The sequence below is a fragment of the Micromonospora yongxingensis genome (assembly GCF_052601155.1).
On sequence record NZ_JBQXEO010000021.1, the window covers coordinates 1 to 20,524 of the forward strand.

Consider the following 20,524-nt stretch of genomic DNA (forward strand, 5'->3'; position numbering starts at 1 on the left):
AGCGGCTCGGGCGGTAGATAACGGCAGGTGCTGCCGGTCGAGACGGACTCCCGCAGGTGCCCGGCGAGCGCCGGATGCCGCTCGTCGAGCTTGCGCAGCGTGTCCCGGATCCGCGCGGTGACCGTCTTGCGGGCGCGCTCTGCCTCGTCGCCCAACCGGCGACTCCGGCCCGCCAGCCCCGCCGCGGCACGAAGCTCGTCGAGCAGCGCGCCGCGCTCGGCGTCCAGCGCCGCCACCTTCCGGTCGTCGTCGCGCGCGGCAGCCCGGTCGATCTCCTCGTCGAGGCGCGCCAGGTGCCGCCGGTAGCGGGCCTTCGCCTCATCGTCCAGGACCGGGTCGGCACCCATACGGCGAGCGGCGACCAGCTCCGGCCCGGCCGCCGGGTCGAGCAGCTCCACCGCCGGGACGTCACTGCCCGGCCGGCTCAGCAGCAGATGCAGGTCATGCAGCCCCTTGGCGTCGGGCAGGTGCACGACGGCACCGGCGTACGCGAGTTGCCAGACCAGGCCGTCGCGGCGGAACTCGTACCCCTCAACCGGCACTCCCGCCGAAGCGACCTGGCGGTACCCGCCGGCATGTCCTGACCCGACGGCATGTCCTGCCTGAGAGGCCCGGCCTGGCACGACGGTTTGGCCTGCCTGAGAGGCCCGGCTCGGCACGACGGTCTGGCCTGTCTGGACAGCCCGGCTCGGCACGACGGTTCGGCCCGACGCATCGACCCCGCCCGTTTGGACCACCTGGCCTGGGGCGGCGACCCTGTCGGGCTCGGCGACCGGCGTGGTGACCTGGCCTGGCGCGCCGGCCGGCGCGGCGGGGTCGGTCGACGTCGGGACGGCCAGCCGGTCGAGCACCTGGGCCATGCCGAGGGCGGTGGCCTCCCGGGCGGTGGTGGCACGCAGCGCGGCCAGTGTCGCGGCGTCGCGAGGGTCGCCACGGAAGGCCAGGGCGTTCGCCAGCCCGGCGCGGGCGATGAGTGACCAGGGCCGCGAGTCCATCCGCTCGGCGGCGTCGCGGGCCGCCGTGAAACCGGCGATGGCGTCGTCCCAGCGTTCCTGCGCGGCGTCGACCACCGCCAACCAGTGGTCGACGGGACCGCTGATGTCACAGCCGAAGAGCCCGACCGTCCACTCTCCACGGTGTGGGGCCAGCGCTGCCCGGGCGTCGTCGCAGCGCTGCGGGTCACGGGAGGCTGCGGCGGCCTGAGCGCGCAGCCGCAGCCAGAGCGGCGACACGGGACGCGGGTATCTGATGTCGGCGGCTTCGATGCCGGCGGTCAGCCGGACCGCCGTCTCGTCGTCGCCGCGCTCCGCCGCGGTGATCGCCCGCAGCAGCTCCCGATAGGGGTAGTCGGTCGGGGCCAACCCGTCCAGCAGTGTGTCGACCTCGTCGAACCGCCCCTGGAGCAGCAGCCGGGACCAGCGCAGGTGATGGCCCATGAACGCGAACTCGGCGTGACCCGGGTCGGCGAGGTCGGTGAGGACGGCGAACCGTTCGTCGGCCTCGGCGAAGTCACCCCGGAACGCCGCGATGATCCCACCGTCGACGGCCGCCGCCATCCGGGGTCGGGCCAGCTCGCCCTGCTGGCCCACCCTGACGAAGGTGCTGAACTCCTCGACGAAGCGGGGGTCGCCCAGCTCCAACAGCGCCACCCAGCGCAGCGAGGTGGCCCACAGCTCGGTCTCCCGGTCGCCGGTACGGCGGGCCACGTCCCGGATCTCGGAGGTGAGCGCCGCCCGCGCCGCCGCGGTGCCCAACCCCCAGGTGGTGTCGTGGCGGGCCCACAGGCTGAAGGTCAGCGTCTCGTCGTCGCTGCCCCGCCGGGCGATCGTCTCGGTGGCGGTGATCAGGTCGGCGATCAGCGTGCCCACCGAGGCGTCGACGTCCGGCTCCCCGATCAGCCGCCGGTACGCCTCCCGCACCAGGTCCGCCGCCTGCACCGAATGCCTGGTCTCCACCTGCCGGGAGCGGTGGACGGTGAGGGCGACGCGGGCCAGCAGCACCGGGTCGTCGAGCGTGCGGGCCAGCGCCGCCGCCTCGGCAAGGAGTTGCGCGGCCTCGTCCCGGCCGGCGTGGTTGTAACACACCTCGCCCAACTCGACGAGAATCCGGACCCGCTGTGTCCGGTCCTCGACGACCTCCAGCGCCCGCTGGAAGTGCACGCCCGCCTCGTCGGTGGCCAGCCGGGCGAACGCGTCCCGCCCGGCGGCGACCAGCAGCTCGGTGACCCGGGCGGGGTCGAGCGCGGGGCCGGCCAGGTAGGCATGGCGGGCCAGGTCGGCCGGGATCAGCCGTTCGGTGAGCTCCGCCGAGGTGTCGACCGCCCGGACCACCGCGGCGTGCCGGGTCCGGCGGTCCTCCTCGGTGAGCCCGTCGTAGAGCGTCTCCCGAACCAGGTCGTGGGCGAAGGCGAACCGGCCACCACCTCGGGCGACCACCAGCCGGGCGGTCACCGCCCGGTCGAGCAGCCGGTCGACCTGCGCCGCCGGGGCAGCCGCGCTGGCCGCCAGGACCTGGCGGTGGAACTCCCGGCCCAGTACGGCGGCGACGGTGAGCACCTCGACCACCGGCGCGGGCAACTGCGCGAGCCGTCGCCGCACCGCCTCCCGTACGCCGGGTGCGATGGTGCCGCCCGTGCCGTCGGCGCGCCACAGCCGCGCGGTCTGCTCGATGAAGAACGGGTTGCCCCCGGTACGCCGGTGCACCTCGTCGACCAGACCGGCCTCGGGCTCCCGCCCGGCGGTACGCGTCATCAGCGCGGCCACGTCGTCCCGGGACAGGCCGGTGAGGGTGATGGTGGTCGCCTTCGCGACCAGCGGCATCAGCAGTGGGCGCAGGGGGTGCTCGCCCGACTCGACCTCCGCGTCGCGGTAGGTGCCGATCAGCAGCAGCCGTTCGAACCAGGTGTGCTGCGCGGCGAAAGCCAGCAGCCGCAGCGATGCCGGATCGGCCCAGTGCAGGTCGTCGAGGACGACCACGACCGGCCGGTGCTGCGAGACCGTCACCAGCGCGGCGGTCACCGAGTCGTACAGGGCGAACTCGTCGCGGTCGGCGGTGCCCCGGCCCGTGTCGACGCCGGCCCAGCCGGCGGTACGGCCGGCCTGCTGGGCGGTGGTGCCGACCTCGCCGAGCAGCGCCGCAAGGGCCGGTTCCGCGGCCTGCCCTGCCACCGCCCAGTCGTCGGCGGAGCGTTGCAGGCCGCGCAGCACCTGCACCCACGGCCAGTAGCCGGGGGCGCTGTCGGAATCCCAGCAGGCGGCGCCGAGCACCAGCGCCCCGCGTTGCCGGGCCTCCCGTGCCGCCGCCGTGACCAGTGTCGTCTTGCCGATGCCCGGCTCGCCGGTGACCAGGACGAGACCGCCGTGGCTGGTGGCGGCCCGGTCCAGCTCAGCGCGCAGCAGACCGGCGGGGTGATCCCGCCCGATGATGGCGTCGCCGTGCCGCGCGTCCATGGTTTCCAGACGGTACTGGACCCGTCTGACACCCGGGGATCTTCAGCGGGGCTCGCCGCCCGGCAGTTCAAGCCTTATGCCGTCGCGGGCGGCACCACCGGGGTACAGGCGCTTTGGAGCTGATGTCGTCAACGACTCACGTCGCACGCCCTCCCCCATCGCTCCCCAACATTCCCTATAGGGGTAGGGTAGGGAGTGATGAAGGAAGACATGTACTCGGTCGAGCAGGTGGCCGACCGGCTCGGACTGCACGTCCGCACCGTGCGCGGCTACATCCGCTCCGGACGGCTGAATGCGGTGCGGATCGGCAAGCAGTACCGGATCGCCGCCAGCGACCTCGACGCGCTCACCGGGCAGACCCGAACCACCACCGGCGCCGCCACCGGGCCGGCGGAGGTGTCGAGCATCGTGCAGATCGACGGTGTCGACCGGGCCGCCGCCGACCGGCTCGGCACGCTCGTGCTCGCCAGCGCCAACACCGGCCACGACCCCGCCAACCCACTACGGGTGCAGACCGTGCACGACGAGGAACGGCACCGGATGAAGATCATCATCCTGGGTGACCCGGCCTCCACCGCCGAACTGCTGCACCTGCTCGACGCCGTACTCAACGCCGACAACGGCCTGCTCGACCGGGAGGTCCCCCATGCCTGACGAACTGCAGGAACGCGCCGGCGTGCAGGTGCTGGTCTGCGACCCGGCCGGCCCGCCGGTGGCCACCGAGCAGGACGCTCTGGACCTGATCGGCGCGGCTTTCCTCGGTGCGCAGGTGGTGGCCGTGCCCGCCAGCCGGTTCGACGAACGATTCTTCTCGCTGGGCACCCGCTTCGCCGGCGAGGTGATGCAGAAGTTCGTCAACTACCGGCTGCGACTGGCCGTCGTCGGCGACATCTCGGCGCATCTCGCGGAGAGTTCGGCGCTGCGCGCCCTGGTGCACGAGTCGAACCGGGCCGAGCACATCTGGTTCGTGCCCGACCTCGACGCCCTCGACGCCCGCCTGCGCGCCATGGCGCAGCCGCGTCAGCGGTCGTAGAAGGCTGTCATCTCCACCGCGTCCGGTTCGATGGCTCTGGCGTGCGCCTGCTCAGCCGCCCAGCGCAGATAGGCGAGCCACTCCTCGGACAACCAGCCGGATGCTCGGCCGACGCCGGCCTCGGCAGGGAGGCGGCTGGCCACCACGCGGTCGAGGATCAGCGGCTGCACACCACCCACCCCTCGGCGGTAGCCGGCGAGGTAGAGGACCTTCGTGAAAAGGCCCGGCCCCAACCACGGCAGGCGAGCCTGGTCGGGGTCGCCGAAGCGGCGGTACGCCGTGCGTAGCGCGTCCTCGTCGTGCTCTGATGCGGACACCGCCTCAAGCGCGTACGCCAAGCGTTTGCCGTCCGGATCGGCGCCGAGCGACTTCGCGGCGCGCCACGGCCCGTACCCGATGGGTCCGTAACCCCAGATCAACACGGCGGTCAGCAGTTGGCGGGCGCTCGCGGAACCAGCCCGGTACGCGTCAGCCACCGCGAAGACGTCGCGCCGCCAGACGTCGCCGCTCGACGGGAAGCTCTCGGGCCAGGCGTCCGGCGGTAGGCCTGCCCGCCACCGGTCCACGTTCACGATGATCGGGGCCTGCTCTCCCGGTATCGGTTTCTGCACGGCTACCTCCCTCAGGTCACGGGCTTGGAGTTCTCCGCACGCTATGGGCGGGCACTTCCGCCCGACTGCCCGAGGACGCCATATCGGGGTATCGCGCCCCACCACGTTTGTTCTGGGCCCGGCGGAGAGCACGGCATCTGGCCTGGGCCCACGACTAGCCGCCGGATGACCGGGTACGCGCGATGCATGGGTAGCCACAAGCAGAACAAACACGACAGCGGCGGCGAGTCGGCGCGAGGCCGGCGGCATGCGGGCAGCGGCGCTCCGGGCCGCCAGGGCTCGCCCATGGAGCACTCGCCCGACCAACGGCACCGCCGTACTGCGACCGGCTCCGCCGGCACGGAGCACGACCTGGGCCGGGCCAAGGTCTCGGGCGACGGGCGGATTCAGCGCCAGGGCGGCTCCTGACCTGACGCGTCACCGGTGCAGCCGCCCCGCGAGCGCGCGGGGCGGCTGCACCGGATGAGTGGTTGCTAGGCGGTTGCGCAGATCGCGTACGCCGTGTCGGACCAGTTGCCGGCGAACGCGTCCTCCTCGTACGCACCCGAGGCGGCCGACGTCGGGGCGGTCGCGGGACCGCCGTTGGGGCGGAAGTCGTCCACGATGCCCTCGCCGGTGACCCCGTTCAGCTCGTAGCCGGCGCCGGTCAGCACCTTCCCGACGGGGCAGGTCGCGACGACGCTGCGGAAGTCGAGGGAGTTGCTGGCACCCACCGCGGACGCCCGCACCAGGCCGGGCAGCGGGTTGGCGCAGATGGCGTACGCGGTCGCGGACCAGTTCAGGGCGGTGGCGTCCGACTCGTAGGCGCCGACGTTCACGGAGGTCGGTGCCGCGGCGACGCCGCCGTTGGGGCGGAAGTCGTCGACGACGCCCTCGCCGGTCACCCCGTTCAGCTCGTAGCCCGTACCGGTGAGGACCTTCCCGACGGGGCAGCTCGCGGTGGTGCTGTGGAAGTCGGCGGAGTCGCTGACGCTGGTCGTGGCGACCCGCACCAGGCCCGCTACCGGGTTGGCGCAGATCGCGTACGCGGTCACCGACCAGTTGCCGGCGAACGCCTCCGTCTCGTAGGCGCCCACCGTGACGGCCGTCGGCGCGGTGGCCGGGCCGCCGTTGGGGCGCAGGTCGTCGACGACACCCTCACCGGTCACACCGTTCAGCTCGTAGCCCGTACCGGTCAGGACCTTGCCCACTGGGCAGGTCGCGGTGGCGCTGTGGAAGTCGGCGGAGTCGGTGACGCTGGTGGCGGCGATCCGCACCAGGCCGGGGACCGCGGCGGACGCCGGGCTCGCCGGGGCGACCACCGCTCCGGCCACGACGAGACCGAGCACGAGTACGGAGGCTCGGGCACCGAACCGCCGGGATTCCTTCTGAGCAGGCATGTATTTCTCCCGTCTGGGGCCCGGGGCGGCAGGTGTTACGACGCCGACGCCAAGGCCGTTCGTAATGACGGGTTGACGGTAGGTAGTGGCCTGACCAGGCATTATCTCCAAACCGACTACGTCGCGTAACGGACCATGTCATCGATCGTTCCGATCCGTCTGCGCGGCGCCGGGCCGGGCAGCTGCCGCCGATCGGCGAGGTGAGCTGGCGGTACGACAGCACGATGAGCACCACGGGTCGGTGGGCGTAGCACGGTCATCGGCACCAACGCCTGCCTGGTGCTGGTAGCCGGGTACGCGGTCATCACGGTGCACATGTCGGCGCTGCGGGACGAGCAACTGCTCCAGCGAGTCCTGGCCACCACCGAGCACACCTCCTCCACCTGGGCTGACGGCCAGAGCGCAGCCGAACGCGACCCTCTGGCCGTCTGCTTCCGGAGACGGGCAGGTGAACCATCGCGCGTCGGCGGTTCAGCTTGATCATTTCAGCCGTTCACCCCGGCATGATCGGCTGACCAGGAAACTTTCGCTGGTCCGGCCTTCGTCGGGTCCGCTCGAACCGCCGAGCGCAAGGCTCGGGACTGCCCCAGGAAAGGAGCGACGATGAGGTCATCGAAGCTCGTACACCCGAGTCTGGCACTGGTGCTCGCCGCCGGACTGAGCACACTCATGGCGCCCGTCGACACCGCGCAGGCCGCGATCACGACACCGGCGGCGTCCACGGTGGACGATGCGATCACCGTCACCTCGACCGAGCAACTCGCGCCGGGCGTAACGTACGGCTCGTTCCAGGTGCAGACGCCACGCGGCGTCACCGTCGGCTACCTGCTCACCGCGGACCTGCACAAGAACAAGGTCTCGGTGGACCTGCTGCACCCCGACGCCGTCGCGCAGCGGAAGGTCGTCTCGGCGATGACGAACGAGCAGGGTGCCGTCGCCGGTGTGAACGGCGACTTCTTCAACATCAGCGAGACGCACGCCGGGGTCGCGCCGACCGGCTCCGCCTCGGGTCCGGAGATCGCGGACGGCGAGGACCTGAAGTTCGCCGTACCGAACAAGCAGCGCTTCGGCCCCGGACTCGCCCCCGGTACCTCGACCCGCGACGTGTTCGGTGTGGGGGTGAACGGCAGGGCGCGCGTTGACACCCTGAGCCTGACCGGCGAGGTGCGCAGCGCCAAGGGCACGATCCCCCTCGATGGCCTCAACCAGTACGCGCTGCCGGTCGGCGGCATCGGCCTATTCACCTCCGTCTGGGGTACCGCCTCCCGAGTCCGCTCGACCTGCGGCAGCGACACCAGCCGCGACGCGCCGTGCAGCAGCCACACCTACGAGGTGACCGTCCGGCGCGGCGTGGTGACCTCGGTGGGTCAGACGCCCGGCGCGGGTGAGATTCCCAGCGACACCCAGGTGCTCGTCGGCCGGGAGGACGGCGCGGACCAGCTCGACGACCTCGTCGTCGGCGACCGGGTGAAGGTGGACGAGAAGCTCGTCTCCGTGGGCAAGCCGAAGCTGACGTTCGCGGTCGGCGGCGCGCCGATCCTGCGCGACGGCGCACCGCTGGCGGGCCTGGACACCAAGACCGCTGCGGTACGTAGTGCCGCGGGCGCGAGCGCCGACGGCGGGACCGTGTACCTCGTCGCGCTGGCTGGCCGCGCGCCCGCCAGCGCGGGCTTCACCATCGCCGAACTGGCCGACCTGATGCGTTCGCTCGGTGCGCACGACGCGGTGAACCTCGACGGTGGCGGCTCGACCACCATCGCCGTACGGGAGCCGGGCCAGCCGGCGGCCACCGCTCGCAACAACCCCTCCGACGGCACCGAACGCGCGGTCGCCAACGGCGTCGGGATCTTCGTCGGCCGCCACTGACCGGCCAATCGCTGAACGGCAGGAGCCTCGCCCGGACACTGGGCGAGGCTCCTGCCGTTCCAACTCCGGCTCGCCCGGTGCGGCGGCCCCCGACGCACGGAGACCGGCCGCACCGGATCTGGTGAGGACCGGGACACCTGTTGCGACGTCCGTCAGTTGCCGCTGCGGTACCGGCCGGCGACGTAGACGAGCGCGTCACCGACGGCCCGCTCGGCCCCGCTCGGGTGGCTGACAAGTGCGCCGGCGGCGGCCATGGCCGTGGACCCGCCGCCGTCGAGGTTGATCGCGTCGGACATGCCGAGCGCCTGGGCGACCGCGGCGGTCTCGGCCAGGGTGGTGCCGACGCTGGTGGTCTGCCGCCCGTCGATGGTGGCGAGCACGATCTTCCCGTCCCGCGTGGTGCCGGCGATGGTGCGCGGGTTGCGGGCGAAGAAGCTGTCACCGGGGGCGCCGTCCGGCACCACGATCTGGCCGTCCGCCGTCAGCGGGTAACGCCCGTTCACGCCGAAGAGCCCGGGCCGCAGTGGAAGCTTCCGGCCCTGCTGGTCGGTGAGGGTCGAGTCCCGGTCCACGCACCCCTTGCCGGCGACGCCGAGCAGAGCAACGGTGTCCTTTCCGGTCGCCTGCAACGAGGTCTGGCCGGCGGCGAGGGTGGTGCCCCGGGTGGTCGCGGTGCGGACCACGCAGTTCAGCCGGTTGAGTACGACCTCCACGCCAGCGCCGGCCGGGGTGGCAGCGCCGAACTCGGGGGTGAACTGCGCGACGTCGCCCGGCACACCGCACTGGGTCTGGTCGGTGAGGGTGGTGCAGCCGGCGGGGATCACCGGCGGGTGGTTGATGAACTCCAGCGGCAGAGTGGCGTTGGTCCGCCGGTTCCGTACGCTGCCCGACCACGCCACCTTCCCGGTGAGGGCCTGGTTGCTGTTGGCGTCGACGATGAAGTTGACCTCGGCCGGATCGGTGGTCGGCTCACTGAGCAGCTTCCCGCCGTAGAGCCCCAACCCCACTGGGTCACCTGGGTACTGCTGGCTGGCGGTGAAGGTGAAGAACGAGGCGTTGACGCCGGCCAGGGCGCCCGAGGCGCGTACCAGATCGGTCGTCTTCTCGACCTGACTGAGGTCCGGGCCGTACGTCGCCTTCAGGTGCCCCCGCGCGCGGCGCGGGTCGATGGTGAGGACGTTGACCACCCACGGGCCGCGCGTGGTCGTGTTGATCTGGTCGGCGGGGGCCGGCTCGGCGCCCCGCACGATCCGGGTCAGGGTGACACCGGCGGCCAGGGTGCTGCTGGTGCGGACCTCGTCAGGTCGGCGTCGCCGATCGGCAGGGTGCTCGCGGCGGCCTCGGCTGGGGCCCCCGGAACGACACCGAGAGTGACCGCGGCCAGCGCCGCGGCGGCGAGCGCCCCGGCGCGGCGGAAGCCGGCGAGGCCAGAGTGGGAAACAGTCATGCCCTGACTGTCGCGACGGCACGGAACGAGCTACCCGACATCACCTGACACCCGGGCAAACTGTTGGTGTAGAGGATCGCCAACCGCTGAACAGTTGCTGAAAAGAAGCTTCGCCACTGTGGGCACCCGGCGAGGCCGCTCCCGATCAGCGGATGAAGCTCTCGGACGAGTGGATGTGCGCGGCGGGAATGTCGAGGGCGAGCAACCGTGACCGTGCGCTGGCCAGCATCGCGGGCGGGCCGCAGAGGTAGACCTCCTGGCCCGGGTGGTGGTGGTCCAGGGCGATGGTCAGGGCGTCGCCCTGCTCGGCCGGCTCGGCGCAGGGGCCGTCGGAGAGAGCGGGCACGACGGTCAGCCAGCCGTGCGCGCGTTGCAGCTTGTCGAAAGTGATCGAGTCGTACAAATCGGTGAACGTGCGGGCACCGACGACCAGCGTCACCCGCCGGCCATCCGGTGCGGCGGCGACCTGATCGACCAGGACACGCAGCGGCGCCAGGCCGGTGCCACCGGCGACCAGTAACAGATTGTTGGTTGCGCCGGATCGAGGCGCAGGCCGGTGCTGCGGGGTGGGTCAAGCCAGAGCAGCTCGCCGGGGCCACTGTCGCAGCCCCTGCTCCATCCGCTCGCATTCGGCCCGGCAGGTCACCACCTCCCGCTCCAGCCGGGCCAATTCTTCGGCGACTTCGCTCAGATGGTCGTACGCGTCGGCGGCCTCGAGGCCACATCGAGAGTGCTGCTCGGTGGCGGCTGGCCGGCGGGTGTTATCTGCTGGGGTACGCAGGTCACCAGGCTTTTGAGACGAGCGAACTCGTGCGGCGCGAGGTTCGCGACGGCGGCGAACTCCTCCACGCTGCCGAACCCGCGGCGCACTTGCCGTTCGGCCACCACCCGCTGCGCACGCTCCGGGTCAAAGTGGGCAAGAGCGGCAAGCTGTTCGGATGTCGCCGCGTTGACATCCAAGGCCCCTGGGGGCGCGGCCATTGGCGCAGACGGCGGTTGCGGCGCTGGTAGCGGCGACGGTTGAGAGGGCACGGGCGCCGCCGTGGTCCCGTTACCGGAGTAGGCGCCGGACTGCGGCATCATCTCGGCGACGGCGGGCGGTGCGGATGTGGGCAGGGACGGTGGCCCTGCCTGCGCTGGTGGGTGCTGGCTGCCGGGCCAGGTGGGCGGCGGCGCCTGGGGCCGGGCGTACCAGGGAACATGGCCGGCCCGCCAGCGCAGCCAGGACGGGTTGATGACGAAACCGTGCACGATGCTCGCTACCCACAGCGCCATGAGCACGACGGCTGCCACCGTGCTCAGGGTGCTTGTCTTGTCCGCCTCACCGATAGTGGCGAAGGACGTCCAGCCGATCACCAGGTAGACGATGCCCGCAATCCACCAGGAAGGACGCCGGGCGCGCAGGCCGACGTAGAGGAACCCGGCGCCGGCGAGGAAGCCGCAGCCGGCAACGGGCAGCAGCAGCCAGAGGCTGTGCCGGATCCGCCAGCCGAGGCTCGCCGCCGGACTCGGGGGCGCTGGTGGAGGCTGCCAACCCCCGTTAGACACGCTCGACATACCGCTCCTCCTGCAGGCACTGCCCGTTCACGTTGGTCCTCGTGTCTCGACCGTCCAAGCGATCCCTGAACCGCCGTCACGGCGGCTTCGGCCAGCGGCAGGAGGATCAGCAAACGCTCAACGCGTCCTCGCGACCATGCCGCCGTCCCAGGGCTTGATGATCTTCCACCAGGGCAGGCAGCGACGCATCGTCGGGGCGGGTGGCGCCAGGTGAACCGAACGGTGGCTTACCACAGCCAGCTGGTCCGATCTTGACGATGCCGGCGCTCCAATCGAAAGATCGGATCTTGTAACCGGCCACCCGTCTCAGTAGGCTCACCCGCCGCGCCGCCGACAAGAGGGAACATCCTGAGCGCTCCCGGCGGATCAGGGCGCAGCTGTAGACCCGCTGTCTATGACAGTACTGATCGCGCTCGTCCATAGACCCGGCCGGTCGCTCCCAGCGCCGAAAGGTTGAGCGGGCAAACATGCACTCGACCGAGCGACAAAACCGCTTACCGACCGTACGGTCGAGGGACCTTGAGCGGACTCGCTGAGCCGACCTTCAGTGTCCTCAGCTCCGCGCGAGATGGGCCGACTTGTCGTAGCGAGACGCTACGGTCTGCGCCATGTCAGCGGGAGGTCCACAATGTATGCAGTTCCGGAAGAGCTAAGTCGCGAGCAGAAGTACTTCGACGCGGCTTGGGACCACCGGGAGCGCATGCGCACGACTCTGGGTCTGGCCGCAGGCGCTGCCGCCAACAGCGGCGCCGCCGCGAGGATCCGGCAGGACACCCAAGCGCGGCTTGACCGTATCGGCGGATCGGACGAACCCGTCGCCTTCGGCCGGATGGATTACGAGGACGGCGAGGCCTTCTACATCGGCCATCATGCGATCTTTGATGACCACGCTGAGCTGCTCGTCATGAACTGGCAGGCACCTGCCGCCGCCCGCTACTACGAGGCAAGTCACGCCGACCCGCTTGGGCTGCGCCTCAAGCGCAATTTCGAGTGCTCCAGCAACACGATCACCTCGTTCAGCGACACGGTGTTCGCCCAATTGGCCGCTGACGTCGCCGAGCTGGAGGCCCACGAGGACGTCGACGACACGCTGCTCGCAGACCTCAACAGCAACCGAACCGGCACGATGCAGGACATCGTCCGGACAATCCAGGCGGCGCAGTTCGATCTCATCCGCGCCCCGATGGACCAGCTGTTGGTCATTCAGGGCGGGCCGGGCACCGGCAAGACAGCAGTTGCGCTGCACAGAGTCTCGTGGCTGCTGTTCAACAGTCAGGGCCGACTCTCGGCCCAGGATGTCCTCATCATTGGCCCGAGCCCCACCTTCACGCGCTACACCCGCACCGTGCTGCCCAGCTTGGGTGACACGAGCATTGAGCAACGTGACATCAACCAGCTGCATCCACCGGTGAAACGTGGTCGCCAGGAGGATCCCGAAGTCGTGAGGCTGAAGGGCGACGGCAGGATGGCTGGGCTTCTGCGGCGGGCTCTCTACGCTCGGGTCGGGCCGCCCGAGGGACAGCATTGGGTTGAGGCGCAGATCGAGGGCCGCCCCGTGCCGATGGCCGCCGAGGAGCTCAAGCCCTTGATAACTCGGTGCCGTGCCAGCGCCGGCACATACTCCGAGCGTCGACACCTGTTCCGGGATCTGCTGACCGATCTCGTCACCCCCCGGGTCCACGTGAGTCAGCAACGACTACGGACGGCACTCGATCCCGTCATGGACAGGCTCTGGCCGTCGTTCACCGCCGCATCATTCCTGCGTGAGCTCTACGGCTCGCGCGACCGGCTGATGGGAGCGGCCGGCGACGAATTCACGGCTCGGGAAGTTTCACTGTTGCACCGGCGGCCCGCGGATCGGCTCTCGGAAGAGACGTGGAGCGACGCCGACCTTGCGGTGCTCGACGAGGCCGAGCACCTCATCAACAGCGTGGAGACCCGGTTTACGCACATCGTCGTCGACGAGGCGCAGGACCTCTCCCCCATGCAACTGCGAACCATCGCCCGCCGCTCTGCCAACGGATCCATGACCATCGTCGGGGACATCGCTCAGTCGACCGGCCACTGGGCGCGTGACGACTGGGACGAGGTCCTCGATCACCTGCCTGCCGATCTTCCTCACGTCCGGGAAGAGCTGCGTTACGGCTACCGGGTACCTCGACAGGTCTTCGAGCTTGCGGCCCAGCTTCTGCCTTTCGCCGCTCCCACGGTGCAGGCACCGCAGATTGTGCGGGACGGTCCGGCCGATCCTCTCGTCCACCGGGCCGACGAGGACGAGCGTGCGGCTGAGGCCGTCCGCGTCGCGATGGGGCACGCCGCCCACGGCCGCTCCGTGGCCATCATCTGCCCCGCTTCCTGCCGCCCGGACACGGAACGGGAGCTGAAGGCCAAAGACGTCGCCTGGCGTGCCGCGTCCGCCGGTGAACTCGGCCCAGGAATCAACCTGGTCGGCCCGCAGGAAGCCAAGGGGCTCGAGTTCGACGCCGTCGTCGTTATGGAGCCGGAAGACATCGTCGCCGAGGACGACCGGGGCCACCGCTTGCTGTATGTCGCACTGACGAGAACCACGAGGTATCTCGACATCGTCTGCGTCGGGGACCCGCTCGCCATGGGCGAGGACGACCGCGGGTCGGACGACACCGATGAGCCCTCTGCGGCGACCGGCGACGCCGCCACCCACGCAGAGGAAGATTCGGATTTCAGAGCGGACCCGTGGGGACCAGTCCTCCGTGAGGTGCTCGGTCCGAACTTCGCTGCAGCCAATGGGTCAGATGCGGCCGACGGCAAGGACGGCCTGCGTGTCCGTCCTGCCACGGTGGTAGAGCCTTCCGACGCCCCGCCACGACGAGGACACGTCTCCCAGCGGTTCGTCGACCTGGCGGCGGAGGAGGTGGTCGCGCTACTCCGCGGAACTGTCGCGCCGAATCTGTGGGAGTCCGTACTAGCCAGAGCCGGCGAGATCCTCGACGCAGACGGCTGAACCACGAAATTCGTCGGCAACGGGTCGCCTCGCCGCCGATCTTTGACAAATGCTGCTACTCGCCAACCCACTGCTCCCACAGTCCGCGTGATCGGTGGTCGAGGGACCCGACAGCAAACGGTTCGAACCTCACGACCGGTCTGTGTGTCGGGATGGTCGCAGATCGAGAATGTCAGGCGCCCCGTCTGCGCCGATCTCTTGCCGTCGCAGCAGGGTCAGCAGGTCCTCCTGGCGTGGCTGGCCGAACGCCAACCGGTACACAACCAGATCTGCCTTGAGCCGGTCGAGCCTCGCCTGGTCGCGGCTGAGCGGGTATGGCAGGACGTGTCGCTCGATCTTCGCCGGCCCGGGGAACACCCAGTACGGCGCAAAGTCGCCCAGCTCCCCCGAGATCGCTCGGGCGGCCTCGTAGGCGGCCTTCCACACGTCTGGCTCGGTGGAGCGCAGGGCGTCGGCGCGGTGTCCGGCGGCGACGTTGCGGCGGACGGCGTGCCCGCCGAAGCGGTGCACACGCCCCTCGCGCTGCTCGAAGTCCACGGGGTTGGCGGGGGTGTTCCAGTGCACGACGGCCGAGCACCACTGGTGAAAGTCGATGCCCTCCTGGCCGGCACTGGTCGTTGCGACGACGAACGGCCAGAACGGGCTGTTGAAGGCACGGCGTACGGCCACCTTGCGGTCGACCTGGGATTGTTCCTCGCCGCGACCGCCGTAGCGCAGCGCGAACCGGCCCGGCAGCTTGATCGGCTGGTTGGGGTGGTGCGGGTCGAAGGCGACGTACGTCGACGGGCGGCTGGCGATCGCCTCCCGCGCCTCCTCGGCGAGCGCGTACAGCCCGTCGTCGTCCAGCCCGGTGTCCGAGGCGGAGCTGCGCAGCGTGTGCAGGTGTTCATCGAGGGCCGCCTGCAGACCCCCGGCTGCGCAGTAACGCAGCACCGCCTGCCAGTAGACCTCGCCCATCGCCAGGCTGTCGATCAACTGCGCGGATTCGGGCCGGTTGAACAGGGATCGTAGCCCGTTGGCGAGCAGCGCGGCCGCTCGCCAGTGTCCCTCCGGTGTGACGGTGCTGCCAGGTATCAGCCGGGACAGCGCCCGCCAGGCGATGTTGCCGGGGCCGTGCAGACCGATCGCCGCGACACTGTCGATCAGCCCGTTCAGGTGGCCCGCTGTCGGGTAGGCGGCCTGGCTCGCCAGCTCGCGGGCCCGTGCCACGTGCCGGTCCAGACCGGTGGCCGCCCCATCGTCATCGGCGGACGTACCCAGGGTCGCGGCAGCGTCCTCGATGCTGGGATCGGCGCCGGGCCACCGGAAGGCCAGCTCCCACGGCTCTGCGGTGCCCGATCCGGGGTCCGCACGCTCAGTGGAGGCGTGATCCAGCAGCCGTTCCCGAACTTCCCGCTCGAGGACCTCGAGTGGTGCGGTTTCGTCCGGTCGTCGCCGGGCCAGGGCCAGGGGGTCGCACAGCGCCGCCAGGGTGGGATGCGGCCAGAAGAGCGCGAGTGTACTCATCGCCGCCGGGCGGCCGTGCTCCACGCGATAGTCGAGGTGTCGGTGTGCCTCGCCGGCACGACCGAGCCGGCGTTCGGCTTCGTAGCTGAGCAGCCCTGCCACGGCCGTGGGGGTGGCGTTCCAGGAGGAGAACAGCAGCCGCTTGGTGATGCCCTCGCGCGCCGCGCCGGCGAACGGCTCGCCGAGCGCGTAGTACGGCATTGAAGGGGGCAGCCACAGCAGCTGCCACCAGCCTCGATCAACAGTGTCCGCAGCGAGCTGCCGCAGCCGGCCGTTGCCAAGATCGACCGGCTCTCGTCGGCTGATCACGTCGCCGTCAAGCAGCTGTGCGGAGGCCAACAGCGCGGGCACCTCGGGGTGTGGCTGGCCACCGAGCGCCGTCCGGACCTTCTCACCGAGCTGATACCCGTCGAGGAAATTCAGAAAGTACGGGGCGGACTTCCAGTACTCGACGGTCATTGGGGCACCGAGCGTGGTGGCGATTCGGCGCATCGCCACGTAGCTGCGCACGTCGGGGACCTCGAGGTCGTCGGCGAGGCTGATGTGCTCTCGCAGCATCCCGTCCTGGCCGAGCACGGGCCGTTCCGTGCGGCACATGACGCGCAGCAGCAGATTGCGCAGCCACTCGCGCAGGTCACCGCAGGGCTCGCCGCGCACCAGGGCGTCCCGGTAGGCCTCGAACGCCTTCGTCACGTCGGCGTGCCAGGACTCGTCGTCGCTGAGGAAGCGCAGCACCTGCCGGAAGTCGGCGTAGTGGTCCTCGCCGGCGGCAGCCTCCTCGGCGAAGGTGAACGGCTTGTACGGGGTGGCCGACAGCAGCAGCACCCGGGCGGCCCGGTAGTCGAACAGGTGCCGGGCGAGCTCGGCGCCTTCGCCGCCGTTCGGGTCGAGAAGCTCCCGGAACCGCTGAAACTCGTCGAGGATGATCAGGTCGGGTTCGAGGACCTCGACGCCGGCGGTGGCCAGCGCCGTACGAAGATCGCCGGTGAGCTTGCGGGCGTCCCCGCGCAGCGCGTTGGGTAGGCTTGAGCGCCGACCGATGCCGTCGAGCAGCGCGTCGAACTCGTCGAGCAGGCCCCGCTGCCGGGCCTGGCGCAGGAACTCGCCGGTGATCGTGGGGTCGAGTTTCCCGTCGAGTTGCGTCCACAGGCGGTTGCACTGCTCCTCGAACCGTTCAGGGGTTGCTACGCCCGCCTGCAACGCCCGTAGCGCGGCCCGGGTTCGCCAGCCGTTCCACGAGTTGGCCTGTTCGAGGACCAGGAACAGCAGCGCTCGTTCCTCCGCCGTACCGGTGCGCCAGCCTTGGTCGAAGGAGGTGCCGGGGGTGAACGCGACCAGGTTGATCGGCTTGCCGGCGGTGGCGGTCGTGGCGTTGAGCTGGTCCGCGTGTTTGGCGAGCAGGGTGAGCCGGCTGGACAGGGTGACTGTTTCGTCGGGGGTGACCCGTAGCCGGCCAATGTTCTGCCGCGCGACGTCCTGGTTTGAGCAGACGTAGATGACGTCGACCCGCTCCACGCTGTCGTCGTCCTGCAGCCGCTGCAGGGTTTGCGCGATGACGCCTCGGGCGACGACGCTCTTGCCGAGACCGGTCTCGTCGGCGACGAGGAAGCGGCGGGTCGCGTCGGTGCCGAAGTATCGGTCGATGACGTGCGCGACGGTGTCGCGCTGGAAGTCCTTCAAGCCGGCCATGACCGGGCCGGCGTCGTACCGCTTCACGAGCCCACCGCCTCTGTCATCGTGTCACGTGCCTGCGTGATGGCCCGCCACAGCTTGGTGAAGCCGGGCGGCAGCAGGCGCTTGCTGTCGCCGCTGGCTTCGATGCGGGCGACCAGCCCGGCCAGGTCCTCGAGTTGCGCCGGCCGGTCGACGAGAGCGTTGAGCAGCAGTTCGAGGATTCCGCTCCCGCTGGTGCGCCAGGTGCCATGCCCGCCGGCGTCACCGCTCGATCCGGCGGCGGCGTCGGTGCCGAGCCCGAGCATCAGCAGCAGGAATCGCAGGAACTTCTCCGGTGTGTCGATCTGCTGGGCGATGAGGTGGTCGAGCCGGTGCGCGGGATCGCCTATCAGGGTGGCCAGGACTACGGTTTGTTCCCGACCGGTGCTGTCCTCCGCGGTGACGACGACGAACGGGGTTATGTCGACCAGCGCAAGCCCGGTGAACGCCGCGTCCACCGGCTGTCTCGCCGCAAGCACGGCCGCCTCGCCGCGGCGGGTGTGCAGCTGGGCGGTGATTCGTACGCCCGGCGCATCGGGCAGGGCGTTCTCGGAGTTCAGCCGGATTCGATAGCCGTCGGCATCGGACGTGACGGTGGCCGACAGCGGGATGGCCGCGATGTCGCGGATCAGATCACGCAGGTCGGCCACTTCCGGCTCCGGTTCGGCGACGTCATGGCGTTCGTAGGGTTCGAGGATTTCCCGGATCCCCGCCCCGGGGCCGAGGAGAGCGTTGATACCCCACTGGGCGCGACCACCGACCAGCTCCACCAGTAGCTCGACGTTGCCGCCGAACGCCGCATCGGTGGCGTTGGCCGAGCCGAGCAGGACCCGCGCCTGCTGGCCCTTCTCCACCACGTACACCTTCGCGTGCAGCCCGCTAAGCACCTCTAGGTCGGACGGCGCCCCCTCCGTCGGCAAACCGGCCAGGGCGTTGACCACCAGTACCTCGGACCCGGCCAAGCTCTCGTCGGGAAGGCAGTCGAGCGTCTCCTGCCGGCTCACCAGCGCCCGCTGGCCGTTCGGTGCGCACCGGTCCAGACCGCCGGGGGTGCAAAACGGCGACATGACCAGGTGACGCGTGCCATCGAAGTCCGGTGGACGAGCACGGGGCACCCCCAGCGCATGAAAATACATCTCCCTCACGCCCTCGGGGTACTCCCACTCGGCGCGACGCAGATCCTCACCCAGCGCCTCAATCGCCGCCAGCCGGTCCGCCGGCAGGGGCGCGACCGTCAGCTGCAACGTGTGCTGCACGAGGTCGAACAACGGCTTGTTGCCCGCCACCCGGCGAGTGCCCGGGTTACCGTCCAGGCGCAGGCCCACGTCCCAACTGCGATCCTTGGTCAGGTTGCGGCTGAGCACCAGCAGCCGTAGCGACACCGCCCCGGTCGTCTCGTCGTGGAAGCGCAGCGCCCACAGCTTGGGGTGGAACAGGTGACCCGGCTTGGGCCGGCGCACCTGGTGCACCATCGGCTCGACGAAGGCCAACAGCGCAGACTGCGTCGGTGGCACTACGATCTGCCCCGCCTGGCAAAACACGTCGATGCGGTCGGCGCAGTGCCGTACCCCCTCCATCACCGCGATCGGGTCCGTCGACTCGCATAGGCCATGCGCGGCGAACGCCAGCGGGGCGACCAGCAGGCTCTCTAAATCCAGGGTGAACGTCAACGCCACGGCTCGGGACAGCCGCGCGCCGGATGGCGGGCGCAGGGCGTCGAGCAGCAGCGAGCGGGAGTCAGGCGCGAGCACCGGCAGCCTCCGGCAGGTCGGCGGCGCAGCCGTCGTGGATGTCGGTGAGGATCCGGCGTACCTGCGGCCAGCGGAATACCAGCTGCCCGCTGCCCGACGCGCCGCTCCACGTGCGCAGCAGCTTGTCATTGACCAGCCGTGACTGGCCTCGCTTCACCGACCGTTCCCGCTCGGCCACGAGGTTGCGCAGGGTCGGGTCCGTGGCGGCTTCGCCAGCGGCTCCGCTGGTGACCGCGTCGAGCCACCGCTCGATGAACCGGCGTGCGGCTTCGTTCGCCGCGATCCGCGGATTCTTCAGGCTGAGCCGACTCCACATGTCCGACCTGTCCCAGCTCTTGAAGCTGCGCTCCGCCGACACCCGATCGTTCCACTTCAGCAGCGCGTTGCGGTACAAGGCCACCGGCTCCTCGCGCTCCGTGAGGCCCGCCTGCTCGTACCGATCGGCGATGAGCAGGTTGTACAACAGCGCCGCGCCGTGAATCGCCAGCGAGAATCGCTCCGCGTCCCGCACCAGCGAGCCGATCGGCTCCGGCGCGGCCAGCGTGGCCGGCTCATCCCAGGGCGCCTCACTGTCCCAACCCGGGCGGTTTTCAGCCTCGAGAAGGTACGCCAACAGGGTGTTCGGTGCCGCGGCGAGAATCCGCTCGCGCAGCCAGCGGGCCTCGTCCGGGCGCAGCGTCAGCCCACCCTCGACCTCATTAGGGAAGCCCACCGGCGCCCCTGGCAGCGTCGGGTGCCAGGTTCCGCTCGACCGTTCGGTCAGTTCATCGGCCTCGGCCATGCTGGCTGCCAGCCGCCGGTCCGATGCGGCGTCGTCGTCACCGGTGCGGATGCCGTACTGCAGCAGCGCCGCCGCGTAGATGCTCGACGGCAGCGTCCGCACCCCGACCCCGGCCCGCCGGCCGATCACGCCTTCGGTGTCAGCGCCGCGTAACAGGGCCTCGATAACCTTCCGTTCGTTGCGGTCGACCTGCGTGGCGAGGCGGTCACCGCGCAGCCCGCGCCGCTGCGCCTCCTGGTAGCACCACGGCACGATCAGCAGGTACCGCGCCCGGTTTTGAATGACAGAGGTACCGGGAAAGAGCAGGTCGCTGAACGCGTCGCGGACCTGGCCGATGCCCAACTCGTCCCGGCTCTCTGTGTCGCTGAAGAGCTTGAGCAGCTCGCGCATACGCTGCTGGTCGTCGCGGGAGCTGTCCAACCAGCTCAGTCCCGAAGTCATAGATGCCTCT

13 protein-coding genes and 1 pseudogene are annotated in these 20,524 nt (G+C 70.5%); 5 read left to right on the plus strand and 9 right to left on the minus strand.

Features of this window, described 5'->3' with window-relative positions; translation table 11 throughout:
* On the minus strand, positions 1-3,449 hold a 3,449-nt coding region (locus ACTWLT_RS23040; RefSeq protein ID WP_445320176.1), incomplete at its 3' end, for an ATP-binding protein.
* Between the two features lie 198 nt (positions 3,450-3,647).
* Here ACTWLT_RS23040 and ACTWLT_RS23045 point away from each other — a divergent pair.
* Both ACTWLT_RS23045 and ACTWLT_RS23050 read left to right on the plus strand, forming a co-directional pair.
* Positions 3,648-4,103 (plus strand): helix-turn-helix domain-containing protein, encoded by a 456-nt coding sequence (locus ACTWLT_RS23045; RefSeq protein ID WP_445320177.1) that lies wholly within the window; start codon positions 3,648-3,650, stop codon positions 4,101-4,103.
* Positions 4,096-4,482, plus strand: coding sequence for a DUF4180 domain-containing protein (locus tag ACTWLT_RS23050; RefSeq protein WP_445320178.1), 387 nt, complete (start codon positions 4,096-4,098; stop codon positions 4,480-4,482). Before ACTWLT_RS23045 ends, ACTWLT_RS23050 begins: the two co-directional genes overlap by 8 nt.
* On the opposite strand, the gene ACTWLT_RS23055 is transcribed toward ACTWLT_RS23050, so the two are convergent.
* Positions 4,470-5,093: an 8-oxoguanine DNA glycosylase OGG fold protein gene (locus ACTWLT_RS23055; protein ID WP_445320179.1), complete on the minus strand. Its 624-nt coding sequence runs from the start codon at positions 5,091-5,093 to the stop codon at positions 4,470-4,472. The two genes, ACTWLT_RS23050 and ACTWLT_RS23055, sit on opposite strands and share 13 nt — an antisense overlap.
* 186 nt (positions 5,094-5,279) lie before the next feature.
* On the opposite strand from ACTWLT_RS23055, the gene ACTWLT_RS23060 reads away from it, so the two are divergent.
* Positions 5,280-5,501 carry a hypothetical protein gene (locus tag ACTWLT_RS23060; protein ID WP_445320180.1) on the plus strand — a complete coding sequence of 74 codons (222 nt, stop codon included), beginning with the start codon at positions 5,280-5,282 and terminating at the stop codon, positions 5,499-5,501.
* A 65-nt stretch (positions 5,502-5,566) separates the two neighbouring features.
* Here the strand turns inward: ACTWLT_RS23060 and ACTWLT_RS23065 are convergent, their stop codons facing one another.
* Complete coding sequence (locus ACTWLT_RS23065; protein ID WP_445320181.1) at positions 5,567-6,472, minus strand: hypothetical protein; 906 nt, start codon at positions 6,470-6,472, stop codon at positions 5,567-5,569.
* Between the two features lie 603 nt (positions 6,473-7,075).
* On the opposite strand from ACTWLT_RS23065, the gene ACTWLT_RS23070 reads away from it, so the two are divergent.
* Complete coding sequence (locus tag ACTWLT_RS23070; RefSeq protein WP_445320182.1) at positions 7,076-8,338, plus strand: phosphodiester glycosidase family protein; 1,263 nt, start codon at positions 7,076-7,078, stop codon at positions 8,336-8,338.
* A 152-nt stretch (positions 8,339-8,490) separates the two neighbouring features.
* On the opposite strand, the pseudogene ACTWLT_RS23075 reads toward ACTWLT_RS23070, so the two are convergent.
* From ACTWLT_RS23075 to ACTWLT_RS23085, 3 genes and pseudogenes are all read right to left on the minus strand, one after another.
* Positions 8,491-9,785, minus strand: a pseudogene (locus ACTWLT_RS23075) (phosphodiester glycosidase family protein).
* 145 nt (positions 9,786-9,930) lie between these two features.
* The gene (locus ACTWLT_RS23080; protein ID WP_445320259.1) at positions 9,931-10,308 is read right to left on the minus strand and encodes a ferredoxin reductase domain-containing protein; all 378 of its coding nucleotides are present in this window, start codon (positions 10,306-10,308) and stop codon (positions 9,931-9,933) included.
* A gap of 164 nt (positions 10,309-10,472) precedes the next feature.
* Positions 10,473-11,342, minus strand: coding sequence for a ComEA family DNA-binding protein (locus tag ACTWLT_RS23085; protein WP_445320183.1), 870 nt, complete (start codon positions 11,340-11,342; stop codon positions 10,473-10,475).
* Between the two features lie 628 nt (positions 11,343-11,970).
* On the opposite strand from ACTWLT_RS23085, the gene ACTWLT_RS23090 reads away from it, so the two are divergent.
* Positions 11,971-14,322, plus strand: a complete 2,352-nt coding sequence (locus ACTWLT_RS23090; protein ID WP_445320184.1) for a HelD family protein — start codon at positions 11,971-11,973, stop codon at positions 14,320-14,322.
* Between the two features lie 129 nt (positions 14,323-14,451).
* Here ACTWLT_RS23090 and ACTWLT_RS23095 read toward each other — a convergent pair whose 3' ends face one another.
* The 3 genes from ACTWLT_RS23095 to ACTWLT_RS23105 are packed head-to-tail and all read right to left on the minus strand — an operon-like array spanning position 14,452 to position 20,514.
* Positions 14,452-17,544, minus strand: coding sequence for a helicase-related protein (locus tag ACTWLT_RS23095; RefSeq protein WP_445320185.1), 3,093 nt, complete (start codon positions 17,542-17,544; stop codon positions 14,452-14,454).
* Positions 17,541-19,292 (minus strand): phospholipase D family protein, encoded by a 1,752-nt coding sequence (locus tag ACTWLT_RS23100; RefSeq protein ID WP_445320186.1) that lies wholly within the window; start codon positions 19,290-19,292, stop codon positions 17,541-17,543. Before ACTWLT_RS23100 ends, ACTWLT_RS23095 begins: the two co-directional genes overlap by 4 nt.
* Positions 19,279-20,514 carry a DUF6361 family protein gene (locus tag ACTWLT_RS23105; RefSeq protein ID WP_445320187.1) on the minus strand — a complete coding sequence of 412 codons (1,236 nt, stop codon included), beginning with the start codon at positions 20,512-20,514 and terminating at the stop codon, positions 19,279-19,281. The genes ACTWLT_RS23100 and ACTWLT_RS23105 overlap by 14 nt, the downstream gene beginning before the upstream one ends.
* Positions 20,515-20,524 lie beyond the last annotated feature (10 nt).